Here is a 16,087-nt window from a genome sequence, read left to right as displayed (position 1 = left end):
TTATTTGGTGGAACGTACTAATTCAACGGAAAATTTGGCGGTACAGCCATCGTTGACCGTAATGGTTCTTGTTCCTTTAAGTTTATTATCGGAAATATCATTTAGCAGAACATTCATTTCTACTTTTTTCCGGGAAGTGGAATCTGTTTTGAAATTAAGTTTGATTTCGTTGTTCTCAAATTTGCCGGAATATTGGCGTACGAGATTATTATTGTTGATGATTTTTGTAGACAGGTGTATAGAATCACTGTCGAATTCCCAGACATCAGTTCTCTGGTCACCCACCACATAATCACTGCAGCTGGATTCTGTACAGATGACCTTTCCGTTCCAGGATCCTGTAATTTCTTCAGGCCAAAGGGCTATCTTCACGGAATCTTTTTTGGCAAAAATGCTGTCTCTCATTTTTAAAAGAGACTGGTATTCCGCATCTTTTTTTGCAAATATTTTTTCTTTTTCGAGGAGTTGTTTTTCTCTTTCCGTCAGGTTTTTTTCTTTTTCCTTATAATCGCAGCTGATCAGGAGAAATGAGCCCAGAAAGAGGAGAAAAAAAGTGTTTTTAAGCATATTATAGGTGTTGATGTAAACAAGATAGGGAAAAATAAAGGAAATAGAAAATTTATGCCAGACAGATGCTTTTAGATGAAAAATACGGATGGCCCTGCCGGGTGATGATTTTAATATTTGTTGAAACGTAAAGATAATGAAGGAATTAAGAATAGTTAAGGAAAATCTGATGATTTTTTAAAGAATCTCACGCAGAATTTTTTTCTCCTACGGATTTCCACAGATTTTTTGAGAAGGATTAGTTTTTGCAACTGCAATAAAACCGACATAGGAAGCTGGAGCGTTAAGAATAAATTCTGTGAGCGTTAAGAAAATTCTACTGTCCGAAGCGCGGCACAGCGACTGAACGAAGCAGAAATATCTAATCCGCGCAAGTTTAGAATTTTTAGAGAACAGGGTTTATTTTTAGCGGAAGTTTCCCGGTCTTGAATTTTTGCTTCTTTTGTTTCAAGACAAAAGAAGATAAAAAAATAATATTTTTATTAAGATGTCTCACACAGATTTTGGAGATTATGCAGATTTTTATAAAGCCTAATGAGCTTTTACACGACCTTATGTTTCCTGAACATTTCCGGCTTGTAATTAATAATAAAAACCCCACAGATGATCATCACTGCAGCAAGGATAAACTTAAGAGAGATTTTTTCATCCATAATCAGCCAGCCCAGAAATATGGCGATTACCGTATTCACATAAGCCAGGATAGAAACCTGTACCGGGGAAATCTTCGTTAAGGCATAATGAAAGGCGAAAAATGCAGCTACAGAGCCAAACACAGCCAGATAAAGCATGGCTGAAATACTTTTCAAGCTCCAGTTTCCGAAATTATAATTTTCTGAAAAAAGAAATGCAAAAATAACCTGAACAACACCTGCAAATAAGAACTGATAAAAAAGATTCAGCGTAATATTGCCGCTTTGGATATTGAGTTTTTTGGTGAAGATAGTCCCAGAAGCCCATCCGGCAATGGCGCAGAAGAGGAAGATCATTCCTGTTCTGTATTGAGGGTTTGCAAGATCCTGGATACCGTCCCAGAAAATAAAAAGAATACCACTGAAACACAGTAACACACCTGCAAGGGAACGGAAACTGAATTTCTGCAACCCTACCGCTACACTTCCTAAAAACACGAGAATAGGAGAGCAGGCGCTGATGAGTGAAGCGAGACTGCTGGAAACCGTTTCTTCAGCTACAGTGGTCATTCCGTTGGCAACCACCAGCATCAGGGAAGCAAAAACAACCTGATAACCCAGGTTTTTCCAGCCGATCCATTTGAATTCTTTTCTTGAAACAAGAATGAAAAACATAATAAGAGCGGCCAGAAACTGACGGATTCCCGCTACAAACCATGCAGGAATAGTCTCAACAGCAACTCGGATAGCCAGAAATGTAGTTCCCCATACAATGGCCACAGTAAGAACAGCAAAAATAAGTTTATAATCTTTCAATGTGAATCCCAGGTATAACAAACAAATATACCTGTTATAAAGTAAAAACGATGGGTACAGTTCCTCCTATTTTTAAAGGTACAGATGGTTTGGAGTGGGTGAAATAGTGAAATAGCAAAAAGGGAAAAGGGAAAGAATGAATTTGCTTATGAAACGGGAACAGCTGTTTTTTCGGGGCCAATAACTTCCAACCTCCTTCTTCCGGCTTCCATCTCCTTAATTTTGCTCTTTTATCCCGGATGTAGGTGGTTAAAATTCTTTATCTTTGGAAATCTAATAAAAATTGAAGATGGTAGGAATTATTATGGGCAGCCAGAGCGATCTGCCGATTATGGAACAAGCTGCGAATTTTTTAAAAAGTCTTGATATTCCGTATGAACTCACGGTAGTTTCGGCGCACAGAACACCGGAAAGGATGTTTGATTATGCAAAATCAGCAAAGGAAAGGGGCCTTAAAGTGATCATTGCAGGCGCTGGAGGAGCAGCTCACCTTCCGGGGATGGTAGCCAGCTGTACCACATTGCCGGTAATCGGGGTTCCGATTTTATCCAGTAATTCTATTGATGGCTGGGATTCTGTATTGTCTATCCTTCAGATGCCGGGCGGAATTCCTGTAGCAACCGTAGCATTGAACGGAGCTTTAAATGCGGGTATTTTAGCCGTAAAGATCCTGGGAAGTGCAGATGAAGCCATTGCTGAAAATCTTCAGAAATACCAGGATTCCCTTAAAGATAAAGTATTGGGAACGGTGGATGATATCAAAGCCATGCACCCGAATCATTTTGATCTGTAAATAATACGCACACCATAAAAAAATCGCCTTATCACAAGATAGGCGATTTTTGTTTTTATTTCCGTTAGTCCTGAGCCATATTGTCCCGGGTATTTTTTTGAACGGAGATCGCTCCGAAAAGGGCAAGAAGGAATGCAAATGCATAAAATCCTTTTTCACTTGGAAGAATGGTGGCATTCCAGAGTCCAACTGCCAGTAGCACGATAGATGAGAGTGTGGCAAACCAGCAGATACCATAATAAATATCCGTTACCGGAATATTTTCCAGCTTGTCGCGTACCGCTTTCTGAAGAGAAACCACGGCAAACAAGCCATATAAAAGAATAGTAAAATAATATCCTTTTTCGTTCAGCTGCATTTCCGCTCTGGCAAGACCTACGATAAAGCCAACCATTCCGGCTCCCAGGGCTATCCACGATGCCGCGATGAAAGCATTCGATACTTTTTGTTTTTTCATGAATTAATGTTTTATTTAACAGGTAAATATATTCATTTTTTACACAATGCCCCGTATTACAGGGAAAATATGGGTAAAATACGGGGAACTGAGGCCAATCACCATGTTAAACCAATATCTTGAAAACCGGCTGAAAAAATAAAAGACTCTTCAGAAACCTGAAAAGTCTTTTATTATGTAAGATTAAAAAATATTAATATCTGTAGTACTCAGGCTTGAATGGCCCTTTCACATCTACACCGATATATTCAGCCTGCTCATTAGAAAGAGTTTCTAATTCAACGCTTAATTTTTTAAGGTGTAAAGCCGCTACTTTCTCGTCAAGGTGCTTTGGAAGCATGTATACTTCATTTTTGTAAGCTGCAGAGTTGTTCCACAATTCGATCTGAGCAAGGGTCTGGTTAGAGAACGAGTTAGACATTACGAAACTTGGGTGTCCTGTTGCACATCCTAAGTTTACCAGTCTTCCTTCTGCAAGGATGATCACTTCTTTACCTTCAATGGTATAGATATCCACCTGAGGCTTCACTTCAGATTTTGTATGACCATAGTTGGTATTTAACCAGGCCATATCGATTTCATTATCGAAGTGACCGATGTTACAAACGATAGCTTTATCTTTCATTTTAAGGAAATGCTCTCCTCTTACAATATTGAAGTTACCGGTAGTTGTGATTACTATATCTGCGTTATCTACCACAGTATCTAATCTTTTTACCTCATAACCGTCCATTGCAGCCTGAAGCGCACAGATAGGATCAATTTCAGTAACGGTAACAATAGAACCGGCTCCTCTGAAAGAAGCAGCAGTTCCTTTACCTACGTCTCCATATCCGCACACTACCACTCTTTTTCCTGCAAGCATTACGTCTGTAGCTCTTCTTACTGCATCTACAGCAGATTCTTTACATCCGTATTTGTTGTCGAATTTAGATTTGGTAACAGAATCATTGACGTTGATGGCAGGCATTACCAGCGTTCCGTTTTTCATTCTTTCGTACAGTCTGTGTACTCCGGTTGTGGTTTCTTCAGAAAGTCCTTTGATATCTTTTGTGAATTCAGGGTATTTATCAAAAACCATATTCGTTAAATCTCCACCATCATCAAGGATCATGTTCAATGGTTTTCTGTCTTCGCCGAAGAATAAAGTCTGCTCAATACACCAGTCAAATTCCTCTTCATTAAGACCTTTCCAGGCATATACAGGGATTCCGGCAGCAGCAATGGCAGCAGCAGCGTGATCCTGCGTAGAGAAGATATTACAGGAAGACCAGGTAACTTCAGCACCCAGAGCTACCAATGTCTCGATAAGCACGGCAGTCTGGATCGTCATGTGAAGACATCCGGCAATTCTTGCACCTTTCAAGGGTTGAGAGGGTCCGTATTCTTCACGGATAGACATCAGGCCTGGCATTTCTGCTTCAGCAAGGGTAATTTCTTTTCTTCCCCATTCTGCTAGGGATATGTCCTTCACTTTGTAAGGAACGTATTGTGTTGTAGTACTCATATGAATGAATAAGTTTAAATTCAGTTGATAACGAAATGCAAAATTACAATTAATAATTAAGATAAAAAAACAATAGGTCAAGTTCCGGTTGATGAGATTTTACATGATGTAAAGTTATTTAGTCTTAATATAAATAGCTATTTTTGTTGATATTAAATTTTATACTATGAATCATACCCAGGAAGAAGCAAACAGGAAAGCAAGACCGGTTGCTCCAAAAGTAAAAGAACTGATAGACCGAACACAAAGTATCATTCTGGCGACCGCAGATGCAGAAGGAAATCCCAATTCAAGCTATGCTCCATTTGTACAACTGGACAATACATTCTACATTCTGGTCTCTTTTATGGCAAAGCATACCAAAAACCTGGCGGACGGAAGAAAAGCTTCACTAATGTTCATTGAAGATGAATCTGCAACCAAGCAGATCTATGCCCGTGAACGTTTAACCGTTGAGACCACCCCTTCCCAGATCGAAAGAGATTCAGAAACATGGAATACCGTAGTTGCTAAACTGAAGGAAACCCACGGAAAAGTAGTAGATGTTATTGCCGATATGCAGGATTTCATCCTTATTGCTTTACAGCCGGTGAGAGGTTCTTATGTGAACGGATTCGGAAGTGCTTATTTTGTGGATGAAAAGCTTGATATCCTTGAGCACAGAAATGATGTGAATCATCAGTCGAAGTAATATATTAAAAATGGGAGAGGGAAGCGGGGAGATGGAAGTTTATAACGGTTAAGTAAAGAAACATATTTTTTTAATAGGTTCTTTGTAATCAAAACTTTAAAAGTTAATTGGCAAACGAACACTAACTTCCATCTTCGCGCTTCCCTCTCCCTTCTTCTTTCATCTTTCACATCTTTTCACTACTTTTATCGAATAAAAAAACGATGCCCCTTTACCGAGATTTTTCAGATGATAATGCCACCATCCTTGTATGGAAATATGATGAGAGCGAAGAACTTGATATCAACGATCTTCTGGAGCCTGAAAATGCCGAAAAGGTAAAAGATTATCATCCTAACAAGCTGCTGGAGGTGCTTATGGTACGTAAGCTTTTAAAAGGCTTAAAACCTCATTCCAAAATTCTGTACAAAGAAAGGGAGCCTTTCCTTTCCCCTAAAGATGCCGAGATTTCCATTACCCATTCATTTCCTTTTGCCGCCATTGCCATTTCCAAGAATAAAATTGGAATTGATATTGAAAAATTTAACCCTAAGATATTAAGGGTTATTGATAAATTCACCTATGAAAACGAACGGGGATTTATTCCTGAAAATAATGCTCCCGCTTTCTATACCATCATCTGGAGTGTGAAGGAAAGCATGTACAAAATTCATCATTCAAAATACTGGTCGCTGAAAAAAAATTATGAAGTAAAACCGTTTGAGCTGAAGCATCTTCACAAGATCAGCTGCAGGGTTTATGATGAACAGTTTTCCGATGAGTTCAAAGCAAGGGTAGAATTTTTTGATGATTACTGCTTTACGATCGTGGAGGAGTAGGTTCCTCCTCGCTTTTATATTTTTCAATGACTTTTCGCTGTTCTTTGGCGACATCATAGATCAGTTCCAGGATATCGTGGATGTTTTTGAGCTCCGTTAAATGCGAAATTTTATCAGGATCCCGTCGGTCTACAAGATCATTTTCCTCAATTTCAGTTTTTCTTTTCAGGATCATATCTTCAATAGAGGAATCTTCAGGTTCCAGGCGGCTCTCCATTTTTAACGCTTCATTGATCTCATTACCGTTCAGTAAGACGGAAGTCTGCTGCATTTCTGCTTCAATCTTTCTGCTCCAGCTTTCGGCATCTATTTCGGGATACTTTTCGTTGTTTTTTGAGTACTGGGAAAGGGAAGCGGTATAGGCCGTGATCAGATGGGAGGTAGCCACAAACTGATGCACCACTTCCAGTTTCTTCTGCTGGTTTTTCGGTTCAGAGATCATTCGCTGGAAATTATCGGAAAGATTGGCCAATGAAATAATAGCGTTCTTCCGTTTCATTTTATAATCTTCCAGATCAAAATTTCCGTCCAGGAATTTAGAGATCACACTTTCAAAATAGATGAGGTTATCCGCTGCAGATTTCTTCATCAGGTCAAGGTTCTGGGTATGCTCCCAAACCGGCAGGACAATATAGGATACGGCAAAAGCAATCACTCCGGCGATAATGGTGTCCAGGATCCGGTCTTTGAAAATAATATCTACGTTTCCGGGATTTAAGAAATTAAAACTGAGGAACACATAGATCGTCATAAACAGGACCGCCCAGAAATATCTGCCTTTCAGGAAGCTGAAGCACATGATCATGCTGAGAAGCAGGATCGTAAACAGAATTCCGTTGATGTGGATAAAATGCAGGATTACGTAAGCAATCACTGCTCCGGCAACAGTTCCGTAGAGACGGAGAAGATTCCGTTTCTTGGTAATAGAGTAGGCCGGTTTCAATATTGCGGTGATCGTGATCAGAATCCAGTAAGTATGCCCCAATCCCAGGAAATCAAACATCGAGAAAAGATAGCCCACCAGCAGGGCGATGGTGATTCTTATGGCATGCCTGAAGTGAGAGGAAGACAGTGAAATATTGTTCCTTAAAACCTTGAAGTTGAGCTTTTCCTCATTAGGCATAAATTTTTTCAGATCCAGACCTGTGGAAAGGCTTTTCGCCAGTTTGATATCCTGTGAAAATACTTTATATATTTCATTGATTTCCTTGGTGATCTCGTTGATGCGCATCAGGATCTGGCGGAGAATCATAAAATTTTCCAGATTATCAGGGGTCAGCTGCCTGTTTCGCAGCTCAAAATAATGAACATTGAGATTTTTCAATTCATGTTCCAGATCAAATATGGATTTTGCCCTGCTTCCGATCTGAAGAGAGATCCCGATATTGGTGATTTCTTCGGCAAGCAGGTTGAGGTAGTCGTGGATGTTGACCAGGATCATACTGTCCTCAAAGCTCTGCTGCAGCTTCTGATAATCACTTTCTGAGGTCATCAGCTTTTCATGAAGGTCCATGGAATTCAGGAACATCAGCATGAGAAGACGGCTGGTGGTGGTAGATTCGTTAACGATCGTTCTGGTTTTAAAAACCGTTTCCCGGGTTTCTTCCTGGAGGTTTTTAATCCCGATCTGCTTGGCAATAACCTGAATCGTCAGCTTATCAAAATCAGGATTTTTCTGGTAATAATTGGCTTTGATTTTTAAGAATTCCGCGAGCTGGAGATAATTTTCCCCAATCATCTGTCCTGCAAGTTTATAGGGCTGAATGGTGGTAACAATCAGGAATATCAGAAGAAACCAGATGCATCCGGAAGCAAAAATCAGAAGACTTTTAAAAATATTGCCTCCTGTAAGATGGCCGTCGATGAAAATGGCCAGCACCACAAGAGATAATGAACCTACAGCGGCAAGCCTTTGCCCGTAAACCCCGATGAGAGAGAAAAATATTCCAAACACCACAATTTCCAGCAAAACCAGCAATTTGAAATTCATCACCAGGCTTGCAATAAGGGCCACAAAGACAAAGCAGAAAATAGCAAAAGTAAGGGCATTTCTTCTTCTGATAAACGGACCGGGCTGGTCACAAAGCGCTACAAAGCTGGTTCCGAGCGGGAAAAGAAAGTATTCTTTGAGGATTCCGAAGTGAGCAAGAACCAGACAGGGCAGAACTGTTGCCAGTGTGATTCTGATCGCAGAATACACATATTGGCTGGTAACAAATTTTTTGAGCTCTGCTGAATAGTTCATACTGCAAAATTACTTATTGGAAACAAGAAAAGCCTTATAAAAATTAGACTTTTGCAAACTTATCTATTATATTTCCTTAATTATGAGCCAAGGTCCGGTCTGATCCGGAATACAAAAAAACAGATCATTAAAATGTGCTGTTGCTGTTGGCTGATCTCAAAATATAAAACAGATCATCGCTTTTTGAAAAAATCATCGATTAGGTTCAGTACTTCATCGAAATTTGTTTCAAGGACCCAATGGCTGCCTTTGAGCATGTGAATCTGAGCATCAGGCAGATCCCTTTTGTAGCAAAAAGCTTCCTCGTTATTAAAGAACGGATCATATTTTCCCCAAATGACGATTGCAGGAGGCTGGTGGGCACGGAAATATTCCTGGAATACGGGGTACATTTTCATGTGATTCCTGTAATCACAATTTAATTCATATTGCATGTCGAGATTACCTGGTCTTTTCATCGAGTCCCAATCAAGGACCCATAATTCGGGGCTTATCGTGGATTTTAATTCTTCGGGCAAGCCTGCAGTATATTGTTCTTTCACTCCTTTCTCACTAAGGAATGCATAGAGCTTTTCCTTTTTTTCAGGTGTCGGATTTTCCCAGTACTCTTTCATTTCATCCCATATAAGGCGAACGCCCTCTTCGTATGCATTACCATTCTGGACAATAATTCCTTCGATTTTTTCGGGATGACTGACGCACAGCGGAAATCCGACAGCAGCTCCATAGTCATGAAGATAAATGGTGAAAGAACTAAGATTGATCTCATCCGTAAACTTATTGATGTAAGCCGATATATTCCTGAATGTATACTCAAATTGTTCTCTGGGTGGGAAATCACTGAAGCCGAAGCCCGGAAAATCCGGAGCTACCAGATGAAGTTTGTCTGACATAGCTGTCATCAGATTTTTGAACATCACGGACGAAGTGGGAAAACCAGGCAGAAGCAATACGGATGGGTTCTTTGGGTCACCCGCCTCACGGTAGAAAATCCTGATACCATCAACGTTCACGGCTCTGTTAAAAATCTGGTTACTCATGTCGGTAAACCATCAAAGATTATGCCCTGATGTACCGGTGTTTTGCTAAAATAAACCTAATTTTAAAATGGAAAGATGAGGAGAAATATATATTCTTTGTATGACAGAAGAGTAGGGTTCATCCAATTTTGATCACCTATCAACGGCAGGGTATTGGCTCTGAACGGAGAGCAGACGGTTTTAGATTTTAACTTTTCATGAAATCTTTTTTCTTAATTTCGTTATTACGGAGGAAGTTTAGTTTTTGAAGCAGATGCTTTGACAGAAATGTAGTGCTACTCTAGTTTCCCATGATCTAAATATTAAACAAAATACTATGAAGATAACGATTATAAACCTACTCATTATTTTATGTTCTTTCACCATTTTAAGCTGTAATTCCCAAAAGACAGGCAGCTTTAAACCTAAGGAAGTTTATACATCGGGTCAGCTGGTCATTACCCAGATTTCAGAAAACTCCTATATCCACACCTCCTATAAACAAACCAATGACTTCGGGAATGTTCCGTGTAACGGACTGGTAGTAAAAAATAGTAATGAAACTATTGTTTTTGATACCCCGATTAATGACAAAAGCTCGGAAGAATTAATACAATGGATCACGGATCATCTTCATTCAAAAATCAATGCTGTGATTCCAACTCATTTCCATGATGACAGTATGGGCGGTCTGCAGGCATTTCACAATCATCACATTCCTTCTTATTCATATGTTAAGACAATTGAGCTGGGGAAGAAAAATAATTTTGTGGTCTCTGAAAACAGTTTCAGTGATTCGATAGTTTTAAAAGTGGGGCACGAGAAGGTTATTGCCAAATTCTTTGGGGAAGGCCACACAAAAGACAACTCGGTATGTTATTTTCCGGCTGAGCATATATTATTCGGAGGCTGCTTACTGAAAGAACTGGAAGCCGGTAAAGGATATCTGGGAGATGCCAATGTTTCAGAGTGGTCAGCTACCGTGGAAAAAGTAAAAAAGGAATATCCGGATGTGAAATTGGTTGTTCCGGGACATGGGGACTATGGGGACGGAAAGCTGCTGGATTATACCATCAAATTATTCAGGAATCAGTAGAGTAGTGACTAAGGTTAAGATTAAGGTTGAGGTTGAGGAAAGTTAGCTAAAAATATACTTACATGATCAGAAATTCACCATTCACTGCGAAGCAAAATTGACTATTAACTATAAAATGTTCACATTGCCTTAAAAAAAAAGTCTCACGATAAATGAGACTTTTTTATTTTGTATAATTGTGTTCTTAATAATCTACGTTGGATGTTTCTTCTCCAATGTTCCAGGTAAGACCGAAACGAAGCGTGTTATCCAAGGCAGTATTGATTTTTGACATATTGATCAGATAAGAAATATCCAATCCGAAAGAACGGTACTTTAATCCGATACCGGCAGTCGCAAACTGTCTTGCACCCTGCTCTTCACTTTCATGGAAGTAACCTGTTCTTACGGCAAAAGCATTGTCATAAGAATATTCCAGAGCACCACTGTACATGATACTGTTTTTGTTTTTGAATGATTTTCCGATTCCGGCGATAGGCCCTACGTTTGGAATTTCATATCTCGGCTGTCTTGTATTCGGGTCTATTCCTACATATTCTGATCCCGGAACCAGAATTTTGGAACCTTCTACGCTAAGCCCGATCTTGTTCATATCATCTAAATACATATCGTAACCAACCCCTAATCTGGCCATAGTCGGCAGGTAAGATCTGGATTCTTCATTTCCTGTATAGTCTAATTTCGGACCTATATTCTGAACGGCTAAACCTGCATTTAATTTCCCGTCATATCCTCCGAAACTTGAGAATCTTGGAGAGGTATAGTAAGCAGAAATATCTACAGCGAAACTGTTGGCTGCTTTAAGAGTGGTATCTGTGTTGAATCCTCCGGCTAAATCTGAACGGATGAATCTACCGGTAACGGCCATTGAGTATGAATCAGAAAGTTTCAGACCGTAAGCCACGTCAAGGGAGAATTCGTTAGGTTTAGAGGTACCCATGGAAGCTACTTCCGAACCTACCAGCTGGGTAAGGTCTACTTCACCCATATTGAAATAATAGATACTTGCAGAGATGGTAGATCTTTCTTCCTGTCCTAAAAATTTATGGAACGCACCATATAGTAAAAATACATCATTGGTAAGCTTTCCCATATAAGGAGTATAGTTAAGACCTATGGAAGAACTTGTCCTGCTAAAAGGATATTTCGCTGCATTCCAGAATTGCGAAAATGCATCCGGTGAAGTTACCACCCCCTGGTCTCCCATACCTCCGGATCTTGCATCTGGTGCAATTCTTAGAAAAGGAGCTCCGGTCAATACTGGATTTATTTTACTTAAATCTTGCGAATAGCCTAAAAAACCAGCACTTAAACCAAATCCCAAAAGCAGTTTTGTAGTTAAATTCATATGTTGTCTTTTATATATTATCAGTTTTTTATAAATATAATTATCTATGTCTTATTTAAATTATTTCAAAAGTACCATTTTTTCTACAGCTGTAGCACTTCCTTTGCATTTTTCTTGATTTTGACTTTTTGCAAATATCTTAAAAATATACGTACCTTTTGCAACAGTTGCCCCAAAATCATCTCTTCCATCCCATTCTATTGCCTGACGCGGCGTTCTAAAGCCCTGTAGGAACGGTTCTGCGATCACAGCCTGAGATAATGTTCTTACTAATTTTCCTGTTATGGTATAAATCTGAACATTCACATCTAAAATATCATCACAGTTGTGCTCAAACTGAACGTACGTCCTGTTGGTAAACGGATTCGGCCAGTTCAGCGGTCTGTTGATCACCAGGTGCTGATCAGATTCATCCTTAACCTCAAAGTTTAACGTAGCAGTTGTCGAATTATTGTTTATATCCCAAACTTTAAATGTCAACTGGTGTTGTCCTATCGCAAGGTTTCTGAAAGGGTAGGTTACATTCCCCTTCTGATAATCGGCAAGGCTTGGGCTCAGACATCCGTTTCCTTCCCCTGAAGCGAAGAAATCATTCAGAACAATGGTATTGATAATCTGGCCGTCAAGATACACGGTAATGTCATGACCTACACCTGATCCGGTAGAGTTGATTCCCGTATCATCCGTTACACAAGCTAAAAGCATAGGATTCTGGTTCGTGATCCCGCCGTCTGCAAAATTGGTATTGTTCATGTACAGTTTTACTTTTGGTGGTTCATTGTCATTAACTCCGTTCGGGTTGATGTCTCCCACCTGTACAGCCTGGTTGTTGAATACATCTGTTCCTTTGTTATCAGCGTATCCTAATATCCTTCCTTGTCCTACTGCGTAATTAATATCTTTCGGAACATAGAATTCTACATTGAATACCCCGTTTACAGCAGTTCCGGAAGCCTTAACTATAGCACTTCCTTCTTCCGTATAATCCATAACCGGAGCAAGTACTCCATCATTATTGAGGGTTTTCTTATTTAATCTCTTATCAAAAATATGGATCGAAACCCTTCCGTTAAATGTTGTATTAACTGTTCCGTCAGGATTGTTGATATGGCCTTTTACTTTAACGAAATCCAATCCTCTGATCAGTCCCGGAACCGGAGATTCTATACCGTCAATGACCAGCTGTCTTTTAGGTCTGCTTAGCTTCATGGCAGGGTCTCCAAGGAAATTAACCTTCAGGTGGTCAATATTGGCTCCTTTTTGCTTTTTGGCATTTAAATGGGCATAGCCTAAAGTTTCAAAATCGTCACTGGTAAGTTTAAAGATATTCTTGGTATAAGTATCCGTGAAAACCCGTCCGTAATCTACTCCAATGGCACGGCTTGATGTAATCATGGCCGCGGCGCCGCCTTGCTTTAATTTAATGAACTGTTCCCCTGCAGAAGAAGTTCCCGGCTCATCCCATAGAGTGAATTCACAGGTGATGGTGGATACAAACGGGAATCTGCTGTATACATTGGAGAAGTTGTTGGAGTTCTGGATTTCCGTACTCGTTAATACTCTTTCCTGCGCCCATCCGTTAATCCCTCCATGTCCGAAATAGAATAAATAAAGACTGTTTCCGATATCATTGGAGATCGCCTGCGTTACCTGTGGAAAGCGTTGGCCTGCTGCAGTACTCTGAGCAGGGAAGGCATCCATATAAAGCTTTCTTACGTTATATTCTTTCAGTTCTAACTGGCCCGGCTGTTCAAAAACAGTAGCCAGCGTATTATTCATTACTTCATGGAAAGGGCTTCCGCCATCCTTATCGTCATCCACCACAAAATCTACCTTCATTCTCCATTCCCCGAAAGGAGAGGATTGCCCCGGAAGCGCATTGTAGTACGCAAGGGTTTTGTTCATCATATCCACAGCTTCAGTTCCGTTGGCGGCAGGAATTCTGCCCACCGGAATATCAGGAAGATTGTTCTCAATGAATGCCGTAGTCTGTGGTTGGGTCATTACAATATAATCGTCTGTCACGAAAGAGCCTACAAAATCTGCAGAATGCTCTCCCTGGTAACTGGAAACAATATTGGAGTTGCCGGAGATTCTGTTTTTATAATCAAATGAGGCATCCCCCAAAATAAATACATATTTAAGTCTTCCTGATGTATTCAGTTTTGTGATGAAATCCCTGATCGCCGTAAGATCCCTGCTTCCACTTCCGAATTCATTATAAATTTTCGAAGGATCTACAATTTCTACGGTATAATTATTTTTAGTCTGGTGATAGCTGGCCAGTCTCTGTGCCTGTCCCATCAGCTCAGGAACAGTAAGGATCAGGTAATCCACATTCTGAAGGGCAGAAAGATTCTGGTTGGCCACTCTTTCTACATAAGCAGGAATGTATGCTGCATCAGCTCTGAATGCTACAAACTCATTGTTAAAGTTAGGATCAGCGGCAATATAACCGAAATTAAAGCTTCCGGCACCTGCTTTATTTACCCTTCTGTTGGCATTGGTGATATCAGTTACATCCCATACCTGTTCCATATTGGTGGCATTGGCAATACCGAAACCATAGCCCGTATTGGATCCGCTGGCAATGGAGTAATCCCTGAAATTCATCTGTGATCCGTTAAAGGTAAGGTTTTCCTTATATTGTACTTCTACATAATCCAGATGAAAAGCTCCGTTAGGGTTAACAGAAATATTGGGAGCGTAATTAAATGTAATCTGGTTTCCGGTAAGATTGGATATGGTGCCTTCGTATTTCAGCTGGTGGAAATCATAAACATAGGTAGAAGAATTGCTGGGCACACTCTGTACCGATGGATTCAGGTTATTGATCTTAAATTCCACACTGTTCTGCTGTGCCCTGTAGCCCACCACCCGTGTTCTGTACCTGATAACATCGCCGGCCTGCATAGGTGAATTGGTTGTAAAAGTAACCACTTTATCTGTAGTAAACGGAGTTTCCTCTACCCATACTCTTCCTACTTTCAGGAGGTTCTTCTGGTCGTTGTTCAGCACCTGATAATTGTCATATCTGGTAATTAAATTACCGGCCGGAAGATCTGCGTCCACCGGTTGTACTCTTTTTCCGGGACCTTTGTCAAAATTGATAAAATAATAGGCAAAATCCTCGTAGATATTTTTAAGGTTATTGCTTTGGTCGGTTCTTGTGTCCACCCTTTTATAGCCATCTCCGTTCGTTACATCATAAAGATTGTATCCGTTAGGTCCCTGGGCATAAAACAATGCATAATCCCCGTCGTTCCATACACCATCGTCTTCACCTACCACCTGAATTGCATTTTCCTGAAGGGCGCTGTATTTCGTATCCTGGTTGAATTCCGGAAGCATAATTCCTCCGTTACCATAAATTCTGAAGTTTTTCGGATTTACTGAAGCCGGATTTATTCCGTTATCTCTTAAAAACTGTGCAGTGATTTTAAAGATTCCCGAACGGTCTACTTTTATTTTGTAAAAACCTCCGCTTGAAAGAGGATTGGCAGTAGTTCCCACCTTATTGGCCATTCCGGACCTTAAATTATTCGACGCTCCTGTTTCAGAAATATTGAAAGAAGAAAGTCGAAGAACACGTCCTTTAACATTCTTAAATAATGCTACACTGATGCTGGCATATCTTTCGCCCTCCAATGTATAATAGGCCACATCTGCCACTTCAAAATCCGGCAGCCTGCTTTTGTCAAGATCATATAAATCCTTACTGGAAACGCTTTCCCAGGCAAGATCAGAAACTTTTAACTGCTTTTCGCCTATTTTTTGTGTGGTTCTGATAAAAACATTATTTTGGCCGAAAGAAAAACCCTCATTTTTAAAATTTGGAAGATTTAATTTTGTTTCACCGAAATCCTGGATTTTAGAGCCTTCCCATTCTATGGCTTTTCTCTGGGCCCAAAGCGTTGATACAAAAGAGAATAGTAATAAAAAGGTGATTTTTTGTTTCATGTTTATTGTTGAAATTTCTGAATTACAAATAAAATGAAAATTTTAGAATTAAATTGTGATACAATAAAATTAATTTGTTAACGTTTTTCAAAAAAATCAAATGTTTACTTGATTTATTGAATAATTTATTTTTTCTTT

Annotated in this window: 12 protein-coding genes; 4 read left to right on the top strand and 8 right to left on the bottom strand. The window is 39.8% G+C overall.

Annotated features, from left to right (window positions below):
- Both B7E04_RS18330 and B7E04_RS18325 read right to left on the bottom strand, forming a co-directional pair.
- Positions 1-567, bottom strand: coding sequence for a hypothetical protein (locus B7E04_RS18330; protein ID WP_080780004.1), 567 nt, complete (start codon positions 565-567; stop codon positions 1-3).
- Positions 568-1,109: 542 nt separating this feature from the next.
- Positions 1,110-2,015, bottom strand: coding sequence for a DMT family transporter (locus B7E04_RS18325; protein ID WP_080780003.1), 906 nt, complete (start codon positions 2,013-2,015; stop codon positions 1,110-1,112).
- Between the two features lie 289 nt (positions 2,016-2,304).
- On the opposite strand from B7E04_RS18325, the gene purE reads away from it, so the two are divergent.
- Positions 2,305-2,808, top strand: coding sequence for a 5-(carboxyamino)imidazole ribonucleotide mutase (purE, locus tag B7E04_RS18320; protein WP_080780002.1), 504 nt, complete (start codon positions 2,305-2,307; stop codon positions 2,806-2,808).
- A 64-nt stretch (positions 2,809-2,872) separates the two neighbouring features.
- Here purE and yiaA read toward each other — a convergent pair whose 3' ends face one another.
- On the bottom strand, positions 2,873-3,265 hold the full coding sequence (yiaA, locus tag B7E04_RS18315) for an inner membrane protein YiaA (protein WP_080780001.1): 393 nt from the start codon (positions 3,263-3,265) through the stop codon (positions 2,873-2,875).
- Between the two features lie 193 nt (positions 3,266-3,458).
- Positions 3,459-4,772: an adenosylhomocysteinase gene (gene ahcY, locus B7E04_RS18310; RefSeq protein WP_062648731.1), complete on the bottom strand. Its 1,314-nt coding sequence runs from the start codon at positions 4,770-4,772 to the stop codon at positions 3,459-3,461.
- Positions 4,773-4,938: 166 nt separating this feature from the next.
- Between ahcY and B7E04_RS18305 the strand changes: the two genes are divergently transcribed.
- A complete protein-coding gene (locus B7E04_RS18305; protein ID WP_080780000.1) occupies positions 4,939-5,463 on the top strand; it encodes a pyridoxamine 5'-phosphate oxidase family protein in 525 nt (174 codons plus the stop codon).
- Between the two features lie 203 nt (positions 5,464-5,666).
- Complete coding sequence (locus tag B7E04_RS18300; RefSeq protein ID WP_080779999.1) at positions 5,667-6,281, top strand: 4'-phosphopantetheinyl transferase family protein; 615 nt, start codon at positions 5,667-5,669, stop codon at positions 6,279-6,281.
- Here B7E04_RS18300 and B7E04_RS18295 read toward each other — a convergent pair.
- A complete protein-coding gene (locus B7E04_RS18295) occupies positions 6,262-8,526 on the bottom strand; it encodes an FUSC family protein (protein WP_080779998.1) in 2,265 nt (754 codons plus the stop codon). The genes B7E04_RS18300 and B7E04_RS18295 overlap by 20 nt on opposite strands.
- Before the next feature lie 173 nt (positions 8,527-8,699).
- Positions 8,700-9,566: an alpha/beta fold hydrolase gene (locus tag B7E04_RS18290; protein WP_080779997.1), complete on the bottom strand. Its 867-nt coding sequence runs from the start codon at positions 9,564-9,566 to the stop codon at positions 8,700-8,702.
- Between the two features lie 316 nt (positions 9,567-9,882).
- Between B7E04_RS18290 and blaCHM the strand changes: the two genes are divergently transcribed.
- The gene (gene blaCHM / locus B7E04_RS18285; RefSeq protein ID WP_080779996.1) at positions 9,883-10,641 is read left to right on the top strand and encodes a CHM family subclass B1 metallo-beta-lactamase; all 759 of its coding nucleotides are present in this window, start codon (positions 9,883-9,885) and stop codon (positions 10,639-10,641) included.
- A gap of 184 nt (positions 10,642-10,825) precedes the next feature.
- Here blaCHM and porV read toward each other — a convergent pair whose 3' ends face one another.
- Both porV and porU read right to left on the bottom strand, forming a co-directional pair.
- Positions 10,826-11,989 carry a type IX secretion system outer membrane channel protein PorV gene (porV, locus tag B7E04_RS18280; protein ID WP_080779995.1) on the bottom strand — a complete coding sequence of 388 codons (1,164 nt, stop codon included), beginning with the start codon at positions 11,987-11,989 and terminating at the stop codon, positions 10,826-10,828.
- Between the two features lie 60 nt (positions 11,990-12,049).
- The gene (porU, locus tag B7E04_RS18275) at positions 12,050-15,949 is read right to left on the bottom strand and encodes a type IX secretion system sortase PorU (protein WP_080779994.1); all 3,900 of its coding nucleotides are present in this window, start codon (positions 15,947-15,949) and stop codon (positions 12,050-12,052) included.
- Positions 15,950-16,087 lie beyond the last annotated feature (138 nt).

It is taken from the genome of Chryseobacterium phocaeense (assembly GCF_900169075.1).
Lineage (GTDB): Bacteria > Bacteroidota > Bacteroidia > Flavobacteriales > Weeksellaceae > Chryseobacterium > Chryseobacterium phocaeense.
This window is presented reverse-complemented; position numbering and strand designations above follow the sequence as displayed.

Excerpts from the sequence above, each read along its gene's own strand:
- B7E04_RS18330 (WP_080780004.1), bottom strand. The coding sequence starts at position 567 with ATGCTTAAAAACACTTTTTTTCTCCTCTTTCTGGGCTCATTTCTCCTG.
- purE (WP_080780002.1), top strand. The coding sequence starts at position 2,305 with ATGGTAGGAATTATTATGGGCAGCCAGAGCGATCTGCCGATTATGGAA.
- yiaA (WP_080780001.1), bottom strand. The coding sequence starts at position 3,265 with ATGAAAAAACAAAAAGTATCGAATGCTTTCATCGCGGCATCGTGGATA.
- ahcY (WP_062648731.1), bottom strand. The coding sequence starts at position 4,772 with ATGAGTACTACAACACAATACGTTCCTTACAAAGTGAAGGACATATCC.
- B7E04_RS18305 (WP_080780000.1), top strand. The coding sequence starts at position 4,939 with ATGAATCATACCCAGGAAGAAGCAAACAGGAAAGCAAGACCGGTTGCT.
- B7E04_RS18300 (WP_080779999.1), top strand. The coding sequence starts at position 5,667 with ATGCCCCTTTACCGAGATTTTTCAGATGATAATGCCACCATCCTTGTA.
- B7E04_RS18295 (WP_080779998.1), bottom strand. The coding sequence starts at position 8,526 with ATGAACTATTCAGCAGAGCTCAAAAAATTTGTTACCAGCCAATATGTG.
- B7E04_RS18290 (WP_080779997.1), bottom strand. The coding sequence starts at position 9,566 with ATGAGTAACCAGATTTTTAACAGAGCCGTGAACGTTGATGGTATCAGG.
- blaCHM (WP_080779996.1), top strand. The coding sequence starts at position 9,883 with ATGAAGATAACGATTATAAACCTACTCATTATTTTATGTTCTTTCACC.
- porV (WP_080779995.1), bottom strand. The coding sequence starts at position 11,989 with ATGAATTTAACTACAAAACTGCTTTTGGGATTTGGTTTAAGTGCTGGT.
- porU (WP_080779994.1), bottom strand. The coding sequence starts at position 15,949 with ATGAAACAAAAAATCACCTTTTTATTACTATTCTCTTTTGTATCAACG.